The following is a 19,803-nucleotide window of genomic DNA, read 5'->3' on the forward strand; positions in this document are numbered from 1 at the left end:
CTCACCGGACGGACGTGCGGGCTACGCTCCGTGGGCAGCCGGACGCTCCGCACCGCCGCGGGGGCGTCCGTTCCCGCTCGTCAGCGCGTCCGCACAACGGGGCGCCGGCACCGCCGCAGGGCCTGGAGGAAGCCGTGGCCGAACCATCGTCGGACCCGAGGGACCAGGAGTCGGCGAGGCGCGCCAACCCGCTGGAGGTGGCCCGCAAGACGTGGGGGGCGTGGCTGCGGCTCTCCCCGTTCTTCCGCAGCTCCCGGCTCGCCATCGTGGTGCTCGCCGGCCTCTCCCTCGTGGCCGGGCTGGTCGAGTCCGGCCTCATCGCGCTCATCGCCACCGTCGCCGCCTCGTTGGCCACCGGCTCGCGGGACGTCCAGGCGGACCTGGGCCCGATCGCCCTGGACGCGCCCCTGCCCACCGTGCTCACCGTCGGCGTGGCGATGGCCGTGGTACGGGGCTGCCTGTCCATCCTGCTCGCCTACATCCCCGCCCGGGTGGGGGCGCAGGCGATGGCCGACCTGCGGCGCAAGCTGTTCGACGCGTTCGTCGGCGCGGCGTGGGAGATCAAGGCGTCGGAGCGGGACGGCCAGTTCCAGTCGCTCATGAACGCGCACATCTCGATCGTGAGCCAGGCGATCATCACGCTCGGCAACGGCGTCTCGATCTTCGTCACCTTCGTGACGCTGGTGGTCTCGGCCTTCCTGCTGAACCTGCCGGCAGCCGTCGCCCTGGCGGTGGCGTCGCTCCTGCTCTTCGCGGGGCTGCGGCCGCTGGCGCGGCGGCTGCGGGACCAGGCCCGGAAGCTGAGCGCGGAGAACATCGAGTACTCCAAGGGCGTCCAGGAGGTCGTCCTGATGGCGGAGGAGACGCAGGTGTTCGGCGCCTCCCCCACGTACCGTGAGACCTTCTACCGGCTCGTGGACCGGGTGCGGGCGCCGCTGCTACGCAGCCGGTTCCTGGCGGAGGCCGTGCCGGCGCTCTTCCAGAGCGTCGCGCTGCTGCTCCTGGTGCTGGCCCTGATCGTCATCTCGCTGATGGACGTGGGCAACCTGGCCTCGCTCGGCGCCGTGGTGCTGATCCTCATCCGGGCGCTGTCCTTCGGGCAGCAGGTGCAGTCCGTGGCGACGAGCATGGACGAGAAGATCCCCTTCATGGAGCGGCTGGCGGACGCGCTGGGCCAGTACTCCGGCCACCCGCAGCAGGACGGCGACCAGGACCTGCCTCCTGTGCGCCGGCTGAGCCTGGTCTCCGTCGACTTCGCCTACCCCACCGGCCCGCAGGTGCTCCACGACGTCACCTTCACCGTGGAGCGCGGCGAGACGATCGGGATCGCCGGGCCCTCGGGCTCCGGGAAGTCCTCGGTGGTGCAGATCCTGCTGCGGCTGCGGGACCCCAGCGACGGCGCCCTGCTCGTCAACGACGTCGACGCCCGCAGCTTCCGGCGCGACCAGTGGCAGCGGCGCATCGCGTACGTGCCGCAGACCGCGCAACTGGTGTGGGGCACGGTCGCGGACAACATCCGGTTCTACCGCCCCGAGCTGACCGACGCCCAGATCGTCGACGCCGCCCGCAAGGCCAACCTCCACGACGAGGTGATGTCGTGGCCCGAGGGGTACGACACGGTCGTCGGTCAGCGCGCCGCCGCCGTCTCCGGCGGTCAGCGGCAGCGGATCTGCCTGGCGCGCGCGCTGGCCGGCGACCCCGAGGTCCTCATCCTTGACGAGGCGACGAGTGCGCTGGACGTCCGCTCCGAGAACCTCGTCCACCAGTCGCTCGAGGCGCTGAAGGGCCGGATCACCCTGTTCATGGTGAGCCACCGGATCTCCGCCCTCGCCACGTGCGACCGGGTCATGGTCATCGAGAACGGGCGGCTCCAGGCGTTCGCGCCGCCGGCGGACCTGGCCGCCACGAACACCTTCTACCGCGACATCACGCGGGTGCCGGGGGTGTAGCCCGCGGTGCGGTGTTCGCCGAAGGCACCGCGCTGACCGGACCACCGCGTTCAACGAGCAGCGCGGCGTTCACCGCGGCTCGCCGTCACCGGGGCAGCCGCCCCCGCAGCGCGAGCGTCTCGGTCAGGGCGGCCGCCGCCCACAGGGCGCCGTCGGCCGGGCGCAGGGCGAGAGCACCGCGCAGGTACTCCCGCGCCTGGGCGTACTGCCCGAGCCGCCGGTAGGCGCCGGCGATGGTGCGGTAGTGCTCGGCCAGGACGGCGGGCCGGGCGCCCAGGAGGTCGCGGTTCTTGCCCACCACGCGGATCGTGGAGCGCAGACGCCGCTGGACGTCGTGGGTGAGGCTGTTATGGGAGAAGCGCTGGAGCACGAGCGGCTCGTCGACGAAGGCCCAGGGGCCCAGGCGCGCCAGCCGGATGGCGAGGTCCCAGTCGACGAGGGACCGCAGCTCCTCGTCGAAGCCCCCGACACGCAGCAGCAGGTCGCGGCGGGCGATCATCGTCTGCGTGCTGATCACGCTCGTGCGCAGCAGCGTCGGCAGGATCTCCCCGTCCAGGTGGCCCAGGCGCGACTCGGGGACGTACTGCACGCGCATGCGGGCGCCGTCCTCCGACTGCAGGCCGCCCAGGACGAGCATGCCGCAGTACGAGCCGACGTAGGCAGGTGAAGCGTGATGGCCGTCGTCCGCGGCCCCGCAGGGCGCGAGACGTGCCAGCTGCTTCTCGAGCTTGGTGGGGAGCCACTCGTCGTCGCTGTCCTGGAACGCGACCCACTCGCCGGTCGACTCCGCGATGCCTCGGTTGCGCGCGGCGCTCACCCCCGCGTTCGTCGAGCTGGTCAGCACCCGCACGCGCGGGTCCTCGATCGACCGCACCCGGGCGACGGTGTCGTCTGTCGAGCCGTCGTCGACCACCACGACCTCGAGGTCCGTGAACGTCTGCCGCAGCACGCTCGCGACCGCCTGCTCGATCGTGGCGGCCCGGTTGTAGCTCGCGATGACGACCGAGACCGCCGGCCTGGCCCCACCTCCGGCGGACGTCGCGCCGTCGGAACCTGCCGGTCGGGACATCGGGGCCCTCCAGGTCGCAGCTCGTGGGACAGCGGCTCGGTCGGCGGTGGCCGAGCTCGGGCCTCATGATCCCGCGGGGGACCGTCCCGTCGACCGGTTTCGCCGAGGAGAACGCCGTGACTTCCCTCGCGAGGATGAGTACGCCCTCACTTCACTCGTGCCGACGAGAACGCCCTCACTTCGCTTGTGGGGACGAGAACGCCCTAAGTGCGCGATGACCGGCGCAAACGCGCACTTAGGGCGTTCTCGCCGGGCCTGCTGTGCACACGCCAATCCGGCCACGCACCGGCGGTTCATCCGTACGCTCGGCGAGATGGACGAGGTGCGTGCCAGCGTCGTCATCCCCGCCCTGAACGCGGCGGCGACGATCGGGACCCAGCTGCGGGCCCTCAGCGCGCAGACGTACGACGCCCCCTGGGAGGTCGTCGTCGTCGACAACGGTTCGACGGACACCACCGTCGAGGTCTGCGAGCAGTTCGCCGCCGAGATCCCCCGGCTCCGGGTGATCCGCTGCGAGCGCCCCGGGACCAGCGCCGCGCGGAACGCGGGCGCGGCCGCCGCGTCGTCGGACCTCCTGCTGTTCTGCGACGCCGACGACGAGGCGGGGCCGGGCTGGGTCGGCGCCATGTGCGCGGCGCTGGAGCGCGCCGACGCGGCGGGCGGAGCGATCGAGAGCGAGCGGCTCAACCCTGGCCGCGCGTCCTACCTGCCCCGCCACCCCGACCATCTCCCCGTCTCCGCCGGGTTCCTGCCACGTGCGATCAGCGCGAACCTCGGCGTGCGGAGGTCGGCGTTCGAGGACGTCGGCGGGTTCGACGAGACCTTCACCTACGCCTCCGACGACACCGACCTCTGCTGGCGGCTGCAGCTCGCCGGGCACTCCCTGACGTACGCGCCGGCGGCGGTGGTCCACTACCGGTACCGGGACACGAGGTCCGCCGTCGCCAGGAAGGCGTACCGGCTCGGCCGGGCGCGCGCCCGCCTGTTCCGCGAGTACCGCGAGCGCGGCATGCCGCGCCCGCGGACGGTCGGCGTCGGGCTGCGCTGGACGCGCCTCGCCGTCGCGCTCCCGCTGGTCCCCGTGCTGCCGAAGGTGCGCTGGTGGTGGCTGGAGAACGCGTCCGCGGCCGCCGGGCAGGTGGCCGGCAGCCTGCGGTACCGGGTCTGGTACCTGTGAGCCTCGCTCGACGGGGACACGCGCCGACCCCCTGATCTGAGGTCTCAATCCGGACACAACGCGGCATGCCGCGGAGTACGGTCGGCGAGCGAGTGATAAAGGCATCTGCTCGACCGTCCGCGCCACACATCTGCGCGCAGGAGAGAGAATCACATGGATCTGTTCAGCATCCTCGGCGCCTCACTGCGACGCTGGTACGTCACGGTCCTCGTCGTCGCGGTCACGGGTCTGCTGGCGTTCCAGTCGTACAAGGCCGTCGAGCCCGTGTACACGGGGATGGTCTCGCTGGTGGTCCTGCCCAGCCTCGAGCAGACCCTCGCGGCCTCCGCGGACCCCGAGGACGAGCTCGCCCAGGACAAGAACCCCTACGCCGGGCAGGGCGGGTCACAGTTCGCGGTCGCGGTCCTCAAGCGCAACATCAACAGCACGGCCTTCCGGGAGCGGCTGGACCTGGAGAAGAACGAGACGATCCTGGCCGAGACGGCGAACTCCCAGCCGATCCTGGAGATCACGGCCTCCGCCAACACGCCGGCGGACGTCCGCAGACTGCTCGATCTCGTCACGGCCGAGGCCTCCGTGGTTCTCAACGAGTTCCAGGAGACCGCCGGCGCCCCCGTGGAGACGCGCTACCGGACGGCGCCCGCCGTGCCGCCGGGCACCGTCGAGGACGTCACGCCCAGCCGCCTGCGTGTCGCCGGCGCGATCGCCGTGATGGGCTGCGCCGTGGCCGCCGGGCTGGCGACCACGCTCGACCTGCTGCTCGCCCGGCGGAAGGCGCGCCGCCAGGGGGCCGCGGCGCCCGCAGCGCCTGACGACGCCGGCGGCTCCGCCGTCGTCGCGGAGGCCGCCGCACCGGCACCGGCCGCCACCCGGGCTGCGCGACGCGCCGCTCCGGCCGGTGCCGCGCCGACGAGCCCGCCCGACGGCGCCGCAGCGGTCACGCGCACCACGCGGAGCGCCCCGGCCAACGGCACCACCCGGCCCATCGTCGTCGCCGGCCGCGCGGCACGGCGAGGTCAGGGCGACAGCGGCACGGCCGCGGTCCGGGACGAGCCGGTGCGCGTGCGCTCCGGCGCCGACCCCTCCGCCGTCGCCCGGCCGACGGCCGCCACGCCCGCGACGCCCGGCACCCCACTGACGCCCGCGACACCGGGCGAGCCGGCCGCGCACGCGTCGGGCAACGGGCGCACCGACAGGCAGGGACGGGCCGTGCCCGTGGCCGGTGACCGACGCTGGGCGTCCGGCGCCGCACCGACCAACGGAGCACGCGGCGTCCCCGAGGAAGCGGCCCTCGTCCCGGAGCCCTGATGGGCGCCCTGGCACCGACGCTCCCGGGACGGCGTCCGCCCGGCCCGTGGGCCGCGGTCCTGGCGCTGCCGCTGGTCGCTTTCGTCATCCCGTCGAGCCTCGTGATCGCCGGCCCGCTGCACTCGAACGGCTGGCCCGGGCGGCTCCTGGTCTTCTGGATCGCGGGGGCGTTCGCGCTGGGCTGGATCGTCCGGCAGCGACCGCGGCGTACGTCGCCGGCCGAGGTCGGCTGCTGGCTGCTGCTGCTCGGGCTGACGTTCTCCCTCGCCGCGGCAGGTCTGCGCACGCTGAGCGACGTCGAGGCGGCCGGGGTCCTGCGTTACGCGCTCGTGCTCTTCCCCCTCGTGGTGCTGGCGATCGGCGTCGCCTCCAGCGCCTCGCCGCGGCTGTGCGACGCGCTGCTGCTGGGCATCTTCGTGGGCGCGGTCTTCAGCTCGTTCATCGCGGTCGCCCAGTTCGTCGTGCCGTTCAGCTGGGAGGAGCTGCTGCAGCTCCCGGGTCTGGACGCGCGCGGCAACCACGACGAGCTGACGCGCGGTGACTTCTTCCGGGTCCAGGGCACCACCGTGCACCCGATCGAGTTCGGCGTGATCGCCGGGGCCGCGGTGCCGCTCGGCCTCCACCTCGCCCGGTACGTTCCCTCCAGGCTGGGCCGCCAGCTCGCCACCCTCAGCACCCTCGGGGTGATCGGGTCCATCCCCCTGTCGATCTCACGTTCCGGCGTCCTCGTGCTGATGCTCGCGGTGGCGGCCTACGCGGTCGTGCTCAGCCCGCGGCAGCGGGCCACCGCCCTCGTCCTCGGCATGGCGGGGCTGCTGCTGTTCCGTGCCGCGATCCCGGGGCTCCTGGGCACGGTGCTCGGCGCCTTCACGGACGCGGAGACCGACACGAGCATCAGCTCGCGGACCGACGGCATCGCCGCGGTGACGGGCATGATCGAGAAACAGCCGATCCTCGGCTACGGGCTCGGCACGTTCCGCCCCGAGGAGTACATCTTTCTCGACAACCAGTACCTCATGTCGTTGGTCGAGGGCGGGCTGGTGCTGGTGGCCGGCATCCTCGCGTGGGTCTTCCTCGCCCTCGCCAGCGCCCGTGGCGCCGCCCGGCGTGGCGACGCGGTGGCGGCCTCACGCGCCCAGGCGGTCTTCGCCGGGATCCTGGCGATCGCTGCCTCCGGCGCCTTCTTCGACCTGTTCAGCTTCGCCCAGGTCACCGTGATGCTCTTCCTCCTTGTCGGGGTGGCGGGTGCGCTCTGGCACGACGGCGTCGCGACCGGCAGGCCCCTGCCCTCGCCGATCGCCCGCTTCCGTGCCGGGGCGGCGGGCCTCGGGAAGCCGGTGGTCGCGGCCGGCGTCGCGACGCCCGCGGCCGTCACGCCCGGCGCCGCGGGAGCGGCCGGCGAGGTCAGTGCGCTCGGCGCAGGAAGGACGACGTGACGATGTCGGCACCTCCCCCACCGATGTCCTCAGCTCCCCGACCGACCGCGAGCGTGGTCATCGCGGCGCACGACGAGGAGCACGTCATCGGACGGTGCCTGCGCGCGCTGCTCACGGGCGCGACGCCCGGAGAGCTCGAGATCACGGTGGTCGCCAACGGCTGCACCGACCGCACCGCTCAGGTGGCCGCCGGTCATCCCGGCGTGCGGGTGGTGGAGATCCGGGAGGCGAACAAGTCCAGGGCGCTCAACGTCGGCGACCGGGCTACCACCGCCTTCCCGCGCGTGTATCTGGACGCCGATCTCGAGGCGAGCCCCGACATGGTCCGTGAGCTCTGCCGGGCGCTGCGGCAGGCGCCGAGTGACGAGACCCGAACACCGGAGCAGGTGACGGACGACGGCGCCCTGCCGCTCGCCGTCGCCCCTCGCCGCGCCGTGGACACCCGGGGGCGCCCGTGGCCGGTCCGCGCCTACTACGCCGTGAACACTCGGCTGCCCACGTTCGAGGGCAGTCTCTTCGGCCGCGGCATGTTCGCCCTGTCCGAGCAGGGGCGCGCCCGGTTCGGGGAATTCCCGGACCTCGTCTCCGACGACATGTTCGTCGACGCCCAGTTCGCCCGGCACGAGAAGCGGCAGGTCGACTCCGTGGTCATGGTCGTCCCGGCGCCGCTGCGCACCCGCGACCTCACGCGCCGGCTCGTGCGGGTCTGGTCCGGCGCCCGGCAGCTGCGCGACGCCGCCGGCACCGGCGAGGTGACCGGCGAGGTGCGGGGCTCGGACCGGTGGGCCTGGCTGCGCGACGTCGTCGTCCCCGAGCCCCGGCTCGTGCCGGCGGGCATCGTCTACGTGCTGCTGACCCTCGGTGCCGGGGCGCTCGCGCGCGTGCGCGCGGGTCAGGTGTGGGAGCGCGACGAGTCCACCCGCGCGGCCGGTGCTGCGGCGGGCAGCCGGTGAGCGCGAGGGCGCCCGTGGCCGACGGGACGGTGCTGAACGTCTGCTTCCACGGGATCGGCACGCCGCGTCGCGAGCTCGAGGACGGGGAGGCGCGGTACTGGGTCACGACCCAGCGGTACCTGCGCATCCTCGACGAGCTCGCGACCTGGCCCGAGGTCCGCCTCAGCTTCGACGACGGCAACGCCTCCGACGTCGACCACGGCCTGGAGCCGCTGGTGGAGCGCGGCCTGACCGCGACGTTCTTCCTGGTCGCCGCCCGCCTCGGCACCCCGGGCAGCCTGACCGACGACGACGTCCGCGCGCTGCTCGCGCGCGGCATGCGGATCGGCACGCACGGCATGGACCACCGCAGCTGGCGCGGGATGGACGACGGCGCACGCCGGCGCGAGCTCGTCGACGCGCGCGAGCACCTCGCGCGCCTGTCCGGCACCGCCGTGGACGAGGCGGCGCTGCCGCGCGGGGAGTACGACCGCAGGGTGCTGGCGAGCCTGCGGTCGCTCGGGTACGCCGCCGTGCACACGAGCGACCGTCGCCCGGCGCGGCGCGGCGCGTGGCTGCAGCCGCGCTTCAGCGTCCGGGCGACCGACACGCCGGCCTCGCTGCGCGCGGAGGTGCTGGCCGCCCCGTCGCTGGGGCGCCGTTTGGAGCGGTCCGTCAAGGGAGCTGTCAAGCGTCTGCGGTGAGCGGCCGGGGCACGTGCTGCCTCGTGGGCGTGCCCCGCACTGCCGTCCCCGGGGCTACCGTCCCCCGGGCTGCCGTCCCCGGGCTACCGTCCCCCGGGCTGCCGTCCGCGGGGCTGCCGTCCCCCGGGCTGCCGTCCACCGGCCCGCCGCCCTCGGGCGGCGGCACTCAGGTCAGCAGGTGCGGACCGGGCCGGCCCCCGAGCCAGCGGGGGCTGACCATCGCGCGCACCGCGGCGCGGCTGTTCTGCCGGCCGAGCGCGGCACGGCTGGCCTCCCGAAGGAGGACGACGAGCCAGAACGGCACGGCGCGCGCGAGTCCGTGGCGACGCCGGAAGAGGCGGACCTTGTTGGTCACCAGGAGGGCCCAGAGGCCCGGCGAGCTGCCGGAGCCGCCCTCGAGGTGGACAGCGCCGGCACTCGGCACGTACCGCGTGACCAGGCCGGCGTCCCGGGCGCGCAGGCCGAAGTCCACCTCCTCGGAGTACAGAAAGTACGACTCGTCCCACGGTCCGCACCGCCGCCAGCACGCGGCACTGATGAGCTGTGTGGAGCCCTCGGCCCAGTCGGTGGTCTGCTCCGAGCCGTACCGGCGGCCGTCAGTGACCATCTCTCCGAGCGCGTCGTTGCGTCCCGCGCGCCCGGTTCCGAGCACGGCGTCGCCGAGGGCACGCAGCAGCGTGGGCTCTCGGCGCATCGAGGCGATCAGCTCGCCGTGGGCGTCGACGAGCCGGGGCACCGCGATGCCGGTGCCGGGCTCCCGGAGCGCCTGCAGCAGGGTCGGCACGCACCCCGGCCCCAGGCGCACGTCGGAGTTGAGCACGAGGATCGCGGTGTGCGGCCCCGCCGCCGCCACGGCCGCGTTGACCCCCGCGGCATAGCCCGCGTTGCGCCCCATCTGGACGATCCGCGCTTCGGGCGCCAGCTCCCGGACGACGGCGACACTGCCGTCCGAGGACGCGTTGTCCGCGACCACGAGCTCCCAGGGCACGTCACCCATGCCCTCGGGCAGGGACTCGAGGAGGCCTGGCAGCAACGGCTCGCTGTTGTAGGTCACGACGGCGACCACCACGCGCTCCGTCGCGGCCTGCGAGTACCCGACCGACTCATGCTCGACGCCCTCCGCCACGGCCTGCGAGTACCCGACCGGCTCGTGCTCGACGCGCTCCGCCACGGCGTCCTGAAGCGCGCTCGCGGTGTCCACGCCGACGCCGTCCGGCGGTGCGGGCCCTACCTCTGCCCGTCCCGCCGACGCCTGGTCCACTCCTGCGCGGTCCACCCCCGCACGGTATCCATCCGCGCCCCCGCGACGGGGTGCTTCGGCGGCAATATCGCGGCGCCACGACCCAGCCCCGCCACCTGTCGCCTGACGCCAGGGCCCCGGCGCCGCTACCTGCCGACCGACGCCACGGCCCCTCAGCGGGCACACTGGTGCGCTAGCAGGCATCGAGCACCCGAAGGAGAGCGGCCGCATGACGAGCACACCAACCCGCACCGTGCCCACACCGGTCAACGTGACCACCGCCGACGGCGAGATGCCCGCCCACCTCTGGCTGCCGCCGTCGGGAAGCGGTCCGGGTCTGGTGCTGCTGCAGGAGATCTTCGGGGTCTCGGAGTACATCCGGGCGCGTGGCGCGGACCTGGCGGCGCTGGGGTACGTGGTGCTCGCGCCCGAGACGTACTGGCGGCTCGGGCGCACGACGGTGGACGAGTCGCGCGAGGACTTCCTGGACCAGGCGATGGAACTGGTCGGCCAGGTGGACTGGGACGCCGCGGTCGCGGACGCCGTGGACGCCGTCGCGGCGCTGCGCGGACGGCCCGAGGTGAGTGGCGGCGTCGGGGTCATGGGGTTCTGCTTCGGCGGCGGGCTGGCGTTCAACGTCGCCGCGGTCACGGACGTCGACGTGCTCGTGTCCTACTGCGGGTCGGCGCTGCCGAACCTGCTCGGCCTCGCCGAGCAGGTCACCGCGCCGAGCCTGCACCACTTCGGGAGCGCCGACGCGTACATCCCGCCGGAGACCGTGGAGGCCATCCGTGCAGCGGTCGACGGCCCGGAGGTGGAGTTCCACCTGCACGACGGCGCCGGCCATGCGTTCGACAACCCGCACCCGCTGTTCCACCACGCGGCGGCCTCGGCGACCGCGTGGGCGCAGACGGTGGACTTCCTGCGGCGCACCTTCCCCGCCGGGTAGGCGGTCTGTCCGCACCGTTTCGGTGCATGTTGCTTCGTTACGCGCATGTTGCAGCGTGCACGCAAAGAAGGAACGTGCACCGCATTGGGGCATGATCTCGACCAGCTACCTCTCGCTGTGCAGCCCGGCACGCGCCATCGTCCCGGCGAAGAGCTCCCGGTTCCACACCTCTGCCCAGCCCCAGCGCACCACTGCGGACACGAGGCGCCGCAGTCGGTCCTCCCGCAACTTCTCCCGGTACACGATCTCCGAAGTGTCGAGCCGCGGGTCGGCGTCGCCCGGGACGTACTTGCCCCGTCCGTCGAACTCCCCGACGAGGCGAAACCGCTCCCACCAGAAGTCGACCCTGGCGACGAAGCCGGCGGCGTCTCGGAACTCCACCTGCAGGTCGGGAACCGGGAGCCGTAGCTCGTGCATGCGCACCCTGCTCAGCGACTCGCCGACCGACTGGGCGCGACCGTCCGCGAACCTCAGCACTCGCTCGGCTCTGCGGTGCCCGTGCATTCTCCGGACGTCGAGCAGAGATACCTCGAGCTCTTCTCTCGTGGCCAGCCCGTTCGCCAGCACGTGATCGGCCGCCACGACGCCGTTGAGGAAGCTGGAGGTGCGCGCGAGGTCAATGACGGTGCGGGCGACGCTGGTGGTGTGCAGCCCGTCGACCGTCACGACCTCCGGCATCCGGGGCACACCGTGGCGGATGACCGTGGTGCTCGAGCGACCGCCCGTCGTCCGCTCCCGCACCGCGTGCACAACCGTGGGCCATGAGCCGATCCGTGGAAATCCGTGCAGGACGGCGGCGGACTCGTGCGACAGCACGACCGGCGTCCGGGTCGCCGCGACCGTCGCGTGGACCAGGTACCGGTACCGGGACTCAGGGCGCGCGCTGTTCCAGGCGGTGGCGGGCACGTACGCGCCCCGGCGAACACGGGTGAGGTCGTTGTCCCGGACCGCTCGCCGGATCTCCCCCGGCCCGAGCCCTTGAGCGGTCAGGTCGGCGCTGAGGACAAGTCCGGAGGAGTGAGTCGGTTCCATGCCCCGCACGGTGCCGTGCGCACGGTCCGATGCGGGTGGTCTCTGTGGACAACGATGGATCCCACCGGCGTGTGGACAACGGTGGGTACGGACATGTCGGAGAACCGTCGGTCCCGCGGGCGCGCATGGACCTAGGCACGTGGAGCCGCGGACACCTCAGCCTCCGGTTTCGGTGCACGTTCCTTCGTTCAGTGCCCGTTGAAACAGGCACCGAACGAAGGAACGTGCACCAAGGACAGCAACGTGCACGCAGAGGTCGGACCCGGCCTGGACGTCTGCGGGGCGGGCCGGGTGCCGGCGGGACGGGGGCCTACGCCACGCCGTCGAAGAGCGAGGTCACCGAGCCGTCGTCGAACACCTCGCGGATGGCACGCGCCAGCAGCGGGGCGATGGGGAGGATCGTCAGCTGCGGGAACTGCTTGTCGCTCGGGATCGGCAGGGTGTCCGTGACGATGACCTCACGGGCCCCGCACTCGGACAGCCGCTGGGCGGCCGGGTCGGAGAGCACCCCGTGCGTGGCGGCCACGATCACGTCGGACGCGCCGGCCGCGAGGACCACCTTGACCGCCTCGGCGATGGTGCCGCCGGTGTCGATGAGGTCGTCGACGAGGACGGCGGTGCGGCCCTCGACGTCACCGACCACCCGGTTGGCGACGGCCTGGTTCGGCTTGGTGATGTCCCGGGTCTTGTGCACGAACGCCAGCGGCACGCCGCCGAACTTCGCCGCCCACTGCTCCGCGACGCGGATGCGGCCGGCGTCCGGGGAGACCACGGCGGTGTTGTTCAGGTCCACGCGGCTGCGCACGTAGTCGGTGAGGATGGGCTGGGCCCACAGGTGGTCGACCGGCCCGTCGAAGAAGCCCTGGGTCTGCGCGGCGTGCAGGTCGACGCTCATGAGGCGGTCCGCGCCGGCTGTCTTGAACAGGTCCGCGATGAGGCGTGCGGAGATGGGCTCGCGGCCGCGGTGCTTCTTGTCCTGGCGCGCGTAGGGGTAGAAGGGCGCCACCACGGTGATGCGCTTGGCCGACGCCCGCTTGAGCGCGTCCACCATGAGCAGCTGCTCCATCACCCACTGGTTGATCGGCGTGGTGTGGGACTGCAGGACGAACACGTCGGTGCCGCGGACGGACTCGGCGAACCGCACGTAGATCTCACCGTTGGCGAAGTCGTAGGCCGTGGTCGGCAGGAGCTCGATGTCGAGCTCGCGTGCGACCTCCTTGGCCAGCGCCGGATGCGCGCGTCCGCTGGCCAGCACGAGCCGCTTCTCGCCGTGGGCGGTGATCCCCGTCATCGCTGGGTGTCCCCTTCGTCGGTGTTGCCGGGTGCCTGCTGGTCCCGGGGAGTGGTGGCGCCGCCGTCGGCGGATCGCTCGCGCTCGGCGCGCGCCTGCGGGGAGAGCCCGGCCCCGCCGTCGGAGAGAGCCTTCTCGGCGGCCGCCGCGGCGGGCGTGCCGGGACGACGGCGGAGCACCCAGCCCTCGATGATGCGCTGGGAGGCGCCGGTGACGGACAGGGCGCCCGGGGGGACGTCCTCGCGGATCGTGGTGCCGGCACCGGTGTAGGCGCCGTCGCCGACGGTGACGGGCGCGACGAACATGTTGTCCGAGCCGGTGCGGGCGTGGGAGCCGATGACGGTGCGGTGCTTGTGCACGCCGTCGTAGTTGACGAACACGGAGGAGGCGCCGATGTTCGACTCCTCGCCGATCTCGGCGTCGCCGACGTAGGTCAGGTGCGGCACCTTCGAGCCGGCGCCGATCTGGGCGTTCTTCGTCTCGACGAACGTGCCGATCTTGCCCCTGGGCCCGAGATGGGTGCCGGGGCGGAGGAAGGCGAACGGGCCCACGGTGGCGCCGTCCTCGAGCACCGCGTCCGAGCCGTGCGTGCGGACCACGGTGACGCCGGCGCCGACGGTCACGTCCGTGAGCGTCGTGTCGGGGCCGATGGTCGAGCCCTCGCCGACCCGGGTGGCGCCGTGGAGCTGGGTGCCGGGCAGGATGGCGACGTCGCGGGCGAGCTCAACCTCGACGTCGATCCAGGTGGTCGCGGGGTCGACGACCGTGACGCCCTCGCGCATCCAGCTCTCGACGGTGCGGCGGTTGAGCTCGGCGCCGAGCGCGGCGAGCTGCGCGCGGTCGTTCACGCCCTCGACGAGCCAGGAGTCGTCGACGGAGATCGCCCTGACGCTGAGCCCCTTGCGGTGAGCGAGGGCGACGACGTCGGTGAGGTAGACCTCGCCCTGGTCGTTGTCCTGGTCCACGGCGCCGAGCGCCTCGCGCAGCACCGCGGCGTCGAAGACGTAGGTGGAGGTGTTGATCTCGCGGATCTCACGCTGCTCCGGGGTGGCGTCGCGCTCCTCGACGACACCGACGACGGCGCCCTCCTCGCGCAGGATGCGCCCGTACCCGAACGGGTTCTCCACGGTCGTGGTCAGCACGGTGACGGCGTTGCCGTCCTCGTCGTGGGCGCGCAGCAGCTCGGCGAGCGTGCCGGCGTCGAGCAGCGGGGTGTCGCCGGCCATGACGACGACGGCGCCCTCGAGCTCGCGGGCAGCCAGCTCCCCGCCGTGGCCGGGTTCGTCGTGGACCAGCGAGGCCGCGTGGGTGGCGGCGTCGAGCGCGCCGAGCGCGCACTGGACGGCACGGCCGGTGCCGGGGACCTCGTCCTGGTCGACGACCATGGCGTCGTCGTCGATCTCGAGCGCGTGGGCGGCGACGGCGTCGCGCTCGTGGCGGACGACGACGGCGAGCCGGTGGGGCTCGAGGGCCCGGGCGGCCGTCAGGGCGTGGCCCAGGAGGCTCCGGCCGCCGATGCCGTGGAGCACCTTGGGGGTGCGGGACTTCATCCGGGTGCCCTCACCTGCGGCGAGGACGACGACAGCAGCAGGACGGGTCAGGCTCACGCCAGCTCCCTCGGAGTGGATCACCGCCCGGAGTCGCCCCGGGCGTCGTGCACGGGTCACTCTAGCGGGGCGCGAGGAGCGCCCGCCCCGGCCGTCCGTCCTACGGGGCGGACCGGTCCGTGTCCCCGGCGGGGCTGCATCGGGCTCCGCCCCCAGGATTCGAACCCGGACCGCAAGGCACCAAAGGCCTGCGTGCTGCCGTTACACCAGGGCGGAACGCGCGCGCGACGCGCCCGACCAAGTGTGCCAGCAGCGACGGCGACGGCCGAAACTGTGGGGTGCGCCGCACTTCGCGGGCACCGGCCGGGCACCGGCACGGCATGATGTGCGAGGTGACCCCGAAGCCGAAGACCTCTCGCGTCCGCATGACCGGCAGCCAGCGACGTGAGCAGCTGGTCGACGTCTCGCGCGCGCTCTTCGCGAGCAAGGGGTTCGAGGGCACGAGCGTGGAGGAGATCGCCGCCCGCGCCAAGGTGTCCAAGCCCGTGGTGTACGAGCACTTCGGCGGCAAGGAGGGCATCTACGCCGTCGTCGTCGACCGCGAGGTCCAGCGCCTCCTCGGCATGCTCACCGAGCAGCTCAGCTCCGGCGGGCACCCCAAGCTGATCGTGGAGCGGTCCGCGCTGGCGCTGCTGGACTACATCGAGGAGAACACCGACGGGTTCCGGATCCTGGTGCGCGACTCCCCCGTGGCCCAGGCGACCGGCACCTTCTCCTCCCTGATCGGCGACGTCGCCAGCCAGGTGGAGCACATCCTCGCCGCGCAGTTCCGCGCCCGGCGGCTCGACCCCGCGGCGGCCCCCATGTACGCACAGATGCTCGTCGGCCTCATCGCGCTGACGGGCCAGTGGTGGCTCGAGGCACGCCACCCGGCCAAGACCGAGGTGGCGGCGCACATCGTCAACCTGGCGTGGAACGGGTTGTCGGGGCTGGAGCGGTCACCGCGCCTGACGACGACGCTCGAGAAGCGCTGACCGGCCTCCGCCGCGCGCGCTCGTCCGGACGCCCTCGGGCGGGCGGTGTCAGTCGGCGCCCGCCGGCCTCCTCAGCTGAGCGGCCAGCTCGGGATCAGCACGTCGAGGTCGAAGAACTTGCTGGCCACCACGTGCATGCCGACGTAGTAGACCCCGGCGGCCAGGTAGGTGAGCATCCCCTCGAGCACGCGCGTGCCCATGAGCACGAGCAGCAGCGCCAGGGACACCGCCAGCGGCACCACCGTCAGTGCCCAGTGCGGCGCCGCGAGCATCTGCGCCACAACGCCCAGCGTCACGGACGCGAACCCGATGACGCCGGCCTCGGAGACGCGCAGCCGGCGGAAGAGGGTGCGGTCGCCGAGGAAGCAGCTGAGCCCGGTGAGGGCCACGGCTGCGGCATAGGTGACGAGGGGCGACATGGCGTCATCTTTTCGCCGACCCCTCAACCCGGGAGGGCGTTGGACTCAAGATTCGGTCAAGAGTGGCGGCCGCATCCTCAAGTTCCCCTCAAGAGGGCTGCGCGCGGGTGTCGCAGGCTCCGGGCGATTTATCTCGACGTCGAGTAATCTCCGGGTATGAGTGCAGCGCAGCCGACCGGGGACGGCACTGCCCCCGGCGACGACCGGCCCCGGGACGAGGTGGACCGGATCGTCGACGCGTGGCAGCGCGAGCGTCCGGACCTCCAGCCGATGCCGCTGCACGTGTTCTCCCGCGTCACGAGGCTGGCCCGCCACCTCGACCTGACCCGGCGCTCCGCGTTCGCCGAGCACGGGGTGGAGGCGTGGGAGTTCGACGTCCTCTCCGCCCTGCGGCGCGCGGGCGAGCCGTACGAGCTCACCCCGGGCCGGCTCATCGCCGAGACGCTGGTCTCCTCCGGCACGATGACCAACCGGATCGACCGCATGGTCGCGCACGGCCTGGTGGTCCGCGCCGCGGACGCCTCCGACCGGCGCGTCGTCAAGGTCCGGCTGACACCCGAGGGCAGGCGGCGGGTGGACGCGGCGATGTCCCAGCTCCTCGAGTCGGAGCGTGCCCTGCTGGCGGTGCTGCCCGAGGGCGACCGTCAGCGTCTGAGCGACTCGCTGCGCTCCCTGCTCATCCCGTTCGAGAGCTGAGGCCGCCCCGTCACTTCAGGTTGACCTTCACGTCGGCCCCCTCGCGCAGGGAGGTCACCAGCGCCTGGACGACCTCGCCCTCCTTCTGGGACTTCAGCTGCTGCTCGAGCTGGGGCCGGGCCTCCTCGAACGTGGGAGGCGTGGGCTGCTCCTCGCCCTCCGGCGCGGCCGGGAGCTGGGCGACCGACTCGTCGTAGAGCTTGCGCAGCTCGTCCTCGGTCGGGGTGACGTCCCCTGCCTCGTCGGCCACGAGCTGGTCGAGCTGGGTCTGGGTGGCGGCCTGCGTCCGGACCTCCTCCTCGCTCAGCCCCTGCTCGCCGAGGGCGGTGACGAGCTCGTCGGCCGAGCCCATCCCGTTCGCCTTCGCGATCTCCTCCAGGGTGGCGTCGACCTGCTCCTCGGACGCCGTGAAGTTCCGCCGCTCGGCCTCCTGGATCAGCAGCTGGGTGCCCACGAGCGACTCGACGGTCTGCTGCTTGAGCTGGTCCTGGTCGATCTCCTGCCCGGACATCTGGGCCTGCAGCGCCATCTGCTGGAACTGCCCCTCGTAGGCCTGGACGAACTCCTCCTTGCCGATCTCGTGGCCGTCCACCTCGGCGACGACGTCCGGGACGCCCTCGAGGTCGGGCTCCGGCATCGCCGGCTGCTCGCCCGCCTGCCCCTCGGCGGTGCTCTGCTCGCTCGAGGTGGCCTCAGGGGTCGCCTGCCCGCCGTCGTCCGCGCAGGCGGTCAGGCCGAACAACGACAGCCCGAGCAGCGCCGCCAGCAACGTCTTCTTCCGCATGGTCAAGTCAGATCCCTCTCGGTTGGACGAGCGGGCGACGCTAACACAGGCACCTGGACGCACCCCGGTCGGGCGGCGCTCCCAGACCGCTCGCCCGAGGCGGCGCTCCCAGACCGCTCGACCGAGGCGGCGCTCCTCGGGCCGCTCGCCCGAGGCGCCTCCGCGCTCCCTGAAGCGGCCGCCGCGCTACTCCGCGACCTCGGCGGCCACGAGCCACTCCTCCTCGAGCGCCGTGTGCTGCTTCTCCGCCTCCCTGGCCTCGGCGGCCAGGCGGGTCAGCGTCTCGACGTCGCCGCCGGCCGACGCCTCGGCGAGCTGGGCGTGCAGCTGCTCGATGCGGGCCGACGCCCTGGCGAGCTGACGCTCCAGGCGCGCCATCTCCTTGCGTGCCGCCCGCTGGTCGGCGGCGCTGGGGGCCTCGTCCGCCGTCGCCGCCGTGCCCGTCCTCGCCGCCGTCCGGGCGCTCTCCGACGTCACGCTTCCTCCCGACGGCGCAGCCCCGGTGGCCTGCCCGGGCGCCCCGGCCTGGCCGGTCCCCTCCAGCTCGTGGCGCAGGCGCAGGTACTCGTCGATCCCGCCCGGCAGGTCGCGCAGGCGGCCGTCGCCGAGCAGGGCCAGCTGGTGGTCGGTGACCCGTTCGAGGAGGTACCTGTCGTGGGAGACCACGACCAGGGTGCCGGGCCAGCCGTCCAGGAGGTCCTCGACCGCGGCAAGCGTGTCGGTGTCCAGGTCGTTCGTGGGCTCGTCGAGCAGCAGCACGTTGGGCTCGGCGACGAGGAGCCGGAGCAGCTGCAGCCGGCGCCGTTCGCCGCCGGAGAGGTCGGCGACCGGCGTCCACGCGCGCTCGCGGGTGAACCCGAGCCGCTCGACGAGCTGGCCGGCGGTGAGCTCCTTGCCGCCCACCTCGACGCGGCCCCGGACCTCCTCCACCGCCTCGATCACGCGCAGGTGGGCGACCTCGTCGAGCTCGCGCGTCTCCTGCGACAGGGTGCGCACCTGCACGGTCTTGCCGCGCCTCACGCGGCCGGCGGTCGGCTCCTGCGTGCCGGCGAGGAGGCGCAGCAGGGTGGACTTCCCCGCGCCGTTGACGCCGACGAGCCCGACGCGCTCCCCCGGCGCGAGGCGCCAGGTGATGCCGTCGAGGATCGTGCGCGTCCCGGCCCCGGTCGCGCCGTCGGCCCTCTCTCCCGGGCGGAGCGGGTAGGTGACGGTGACGTCCTCGAGGTCAAGGACGTCCTTGCCGAGCCTGGTGGTGGCGAGCCGGGTCAGCTCGAGAGGGTCGCGCGGGGGCGGCTCGTCGGCGATGAGCTCGGCGGCGGCGTCGAGGCGGAACTTCGGCTTGGAGGTGCGGGCCGGTGCGCCGCGGCGCAGCCAGGCGAGCTCCTTGCGCAGCAGGTTCGCGCGCTTCTCCTCGGCGAGCGCGGCGGTGCGCTGCCGCTCGGCGCGGGCGAGGACGTACGCGGCGTACCCGCCGTCGTAGACCTCGATGTGCCCCGGGACGGGGGCTCGGCCGCCGGGGCCGTCGTGCCCGGGGACGACATCCCACACCCGGGTGCACACGGCGTCGAGGAACCAGCGGTCGTGGGTGACGACGACGAGGGCGCCCTCGCCGCGGCGGTAACGCTCCTGGACGTGCCGGGCGAGCCAGTCCACGCCCTCGACGTCGAGGTGGTTCGTGGGCTCGTCGAGGACGAGCACCTCGGCCTCCTCGGTGAGCACCCGGGCGAGCGCGACCCGGCGGCGCTGCCCGCCGGAGAGGGGGGCGACGTCGGCGTCGAGGGAGACGTCGGCGAGGAGGCCGGCGTGGATGTCCCGCACGCTCGACTGCGAGGCCCAGACGTGCTCGTCGACGCCCGGGTGGACGATGTCGCGCACGCTGGTGCCGGCGGGCAGCGCGTCGGCCTGGTCCAGCACGGCCACGCGCGTGCCGCCGGCCCGGGTGACGCGGCCGGTGTCGGCGGTAGCGGTGCCGGCGAGGATCTTCAGCAGGGTGGACTTGCCGGCGCCGTTGCGGCCGAGCACGCCGACGCGCATGCCGTCGTCGAGGCCGAGGGTGACGTCCGCGAAGATGGGGCGGGCGCCGAGCGCGACGCCCATGCCCTCCATGCCGATCAGATGGGCCACTGAGGGCCTCCGTGGGCGGCGGACGGGTCGTTGAGTGCGAGCACGTGCTCCAGTGTCGCAAACGTCGGGACGACGGCGGTCATCGGGCTCCCCCGGCCATCGCCGCCCGGCC

The 19,803-nt window shown here is 73.4% G+C and carries 17 protein-coding genes and 1 tRNA gene; 9 read left to right on the top strand and 9 right to left on the bottom strand.

The window, feature by feature from the left end:
* The first annotated feature begins 134 nt into the window (after window positions 1–134).
* Window positions 135–1,949 carry an ABC transporter ATP-binding protein gene (locus tag ATJ97_RS06550; RefSeq protein ID WP_245862211.1) on the top strand — a complete coding sequence of 605 codons (1,815 nt, stop codon included), beginning with the start codon at window positions 135–137 and terminating at the stop codon, window positions 1,947–1,949.
* 85 nt (window positions 1,950–2,034) lie between these two features.
* On the opposite strand, the gene ATJ97_RS19990 is transcribed toward ATJ97_RS06550, so the two are convergent.
* Complete coding sequence (locus ATJ97_RS19990) at window positions 2,035–3,018, bottom strand: glycosyltransferase (protein ID WP_098483047.1); 984 nt, start codon at window positions 3,016–3,018, stop codon at window positions 2,035–2,037.
* Between the two features lie 313 nt (window positions 3,019–3,331).
* Between ATJ97_RS19990 and ATJ97_RS06560 the strand changes: the two genes are divergently transcribed.
* The 5 genes from ATJ97_RS06560 to ATJ97_RS06580 all read left to right on the top strand — a co-directional run bounded on the left by ATJ97_RS06560 (window position 3,332) and on the right by ATJ97_RS06580 (window position 8,575).
* Entirely contained in the window at window positions 3,332–4,195 is an 864-nt protein-coding gene (locus tag ATJ97_RS06560; protein ID WP_170037174.1) for a glycosyltransferase family 2 protein, read from the top strand.
* A gap of 153 nt (window positions 4,196–4,348) precedes the next feature.
* Window positions 4,349–5,503 carry a YveK family protein gene (locus tag ATJ97_RS06565; RefSeq protein WP_098483048.1) on the top strand — a complete coding sequence of 385 codons (1,155 nt, stop codon included), beginning with the start codon at window positions 4,349–4,351 and terminating at the stop codon, window positions 5,501–5,503.
* Window positions 5,503–6,939, top strand: a complete 1,437-nt coding sequence (locus tag ATJ97_RS06570; RefSeq protein WP_098483049.1) for an O-antigen ligase family protein — start codon at window positions 5,503–5,505, stop codon at window positions 6,937–6,939. The genes ATJ97_RS06565 and ATJ97_RS06570 overlap by 1 nt, the downstream gene beginning before the upstream one ends.
* A gap of 2 nt (window positions 6,940–6,941) precedes the next feature.
* On the top strand, window positions 6,942–7,892 hold the full coding sequence (locus ATJ97_RS06575; RefSeq protein WP_211287070.1) for a glycosyltransferase family 2 protein: 951 nt from the start codon (window positions 6,942–6,944) through the stop codon (window positions 7,890–7,892).
* A 14-nt stretch (window positions 7,893–7,906) separates the two neighbouring features.
* A complete protein-coding gene (locus tag ATJ97_RS06580; protein ID WP_098483051.1) occupies window positions 7,907–8,575 on the top strand; it encodes a polysaccharide deacetylase family protein in 669 nt (222 codons plus the stop codon).
* 166 nt (window positions 8,576–8,741) lie between these two features.
* On the opposite strand, the gene ATJ97_RS06585 is transcribed toward ATJ97_RS06580, so the two are convergent.
* Entirely contained in the window at window positions 8,742–9,851 is a 1,110-nt protein-coding gene (locus ATJ97_RS06585; RefSeq protein WP_211287071.1) for a glycosyltransferase family 2 protein, read from the bottom strand.
* 193 nt (window positions 9,852–10,044) lie between these two features.
* On the opposite strand from ATJ97_RS06585, the gene ATJ97_RS06590 reads away from it, so the two are divergent.
* A complete protein-coding gene (locus ATJ97_RS06590) occupies window positions 10,045–10,764 on the top strand; it encodes a dienelactone hydrolase family protein (protein ID WP_098483052.1) in 720 nt (239 codons plus the stop codon).
* Between the two features lie 105 nt (window positions 10,765–10,869).
* On the opposite strand, the gene ATJ97_RS06595 is transcribed toward ATJ97_RS06590, so the two are convergent.
* The 4 genes from ATJ97_RS06595 to ATJ97_RS06610 all read right to left on the bottom strand — a co-directional run bounded on the left by ATJ97_RS06595 (window position 10,870) and on the right by ATJ97_RS06610 (window position 14,910).
* Window positions 10,870–11,796: a type IV toxin-antitoxin system AbiEi family antitoxin domain-containing protein gene (locus tag ATJ97_RS06595; protein ID WP_098483053.1), complete on the bottom strand. Its 927-nt coding sequence runs from the start codon at window positions 11,794–11,796 to the stop codon at window positions 10,870–10,872.
* Between the two features lie 310 nt (window positions 11,797–12,106).
* Window positions 12,107–13,087: a ribose-phosphate diphosphokinase gene (locus ATJ97_RS06600; protein WP_098483054.1), complete on the bottom strand. Its 981-nt coding sequence runs from the start codon at window positions 13,085–13,087 to the stop codon at window positions 12,107–12,109.
* Window positions 13,084–14,694, bottom strand: a complete 1,611-nt coding sequence (gene glmU, locus ATJ97_RS06605; RefSeq protein WP_098485288.1) for a bifunctional UDP-N-acetylglucosamine diphosphorylase/glucosamine-1-phosphate N-acetyltransferase GlmU — start codon at window positions 14,692–14,694, stop codon at window positions 13,084–13,086. Before glmU ends, ATJ97_RS06600 begins: the two co-directional genes overlap by 4 nt.
* A gap of 144 nt (window positions 14,695–14,838) precedes the next feature.
* Window positions 14,839–14,910 (bottom strand) — tRNA-Gln (locus tag ATJ97_RS06610).
* Between the two features lie 149 nt (window positions 14,911–15,059).
* On the opposite strand from ATJ97_RS06610, the gene ATJ97_RS06615 reads away from it, so the two are divergent.
* A complete protein-coding gene (locus tag ATJ97_RS06615; protein WP_098483055.1) occupies window positions 15,060–15,668 on the top strand; it encodes a TetR/AcrR family transcriptional regulator in 609 nt (202 codons plus the stop codon).
* Window positions 15,669–15,739: 71 nt separating this feature from the next.
* Here the strand turns inward: ATJ97_RS06615 and ATJ97_RS06620 are convergent, their stop codons facing one another.
* Window positions 15,740–16,087, bottom strand: a complete 348-nt coding sequence (locus ATJ97_RS06620) for a hypothetical protein (protein ID WP_098483056.1) — start codon at window positions 16,085–16,087, stop codon at window positions 15,740–15,742.
* 156 nt (window positions 16,088–16,243) lie between these two features.
* On the opposite strand from ATJ97_RS06620, the gene ATJ97_RS06625 reads away from it, so the two are divergent.
* Entirely contained in the window at window positions 16,244–16,783 is a 540-nt protein-coding gene (locus ATJ97_RS06625) for a MarR family winged helix-turn-helix transcriptional regulator (protein WP_098483057.1), read from the top strand.
* Window positions 16,784–16,793: 10 nt separating this feature from the next.
* On the opposite strand, the gene ATJ97_RS06630 is transcribed toward ATJ97_RS06625, so the two are convergent.
* Together ATJ97_RS06630 and ATJ97_RS06635 are read right to left on the bottom strand one after the other, a co-directional pair.
* Window positions 16,794–17,567, bottom strand: a complete 774-nt coding sequence (locus ATJ97_RS06630) for a SurA N-terminal domain-containing protein (protein ID WP_098483058.1) — start codon at window positions 17,565–17,567, stop codon at window positions 16,794–16,796.
* Window positions 17,568–17,753: 186 nt separating this feature from the next.
* Window positions 17,754–19,691: an ABC-F family ATP-binding cassette domain-containing protein gene (locus ATJ97_RS06635; RefSeq protein ID WP_098483059.1), complete on the bottom strand. Its 1,938-nt coding sequence runs from the start codon at window positions 19,689–19,691 to the stop codon at window positions 17,754–17,756.
* Window positions 19,692–19,803 lie beyond the last annotated feature (112 nt).

The sequence above is a fragment of the Georgenia soli genome, from assembly GCF_002563695.1.
GTDB classification, from domain to species: Bacteria; Actinomycetota; Actinomycetes; order Actinomycetales; family Actinomycetaceae; genus Georgenia; species Georgenia soli.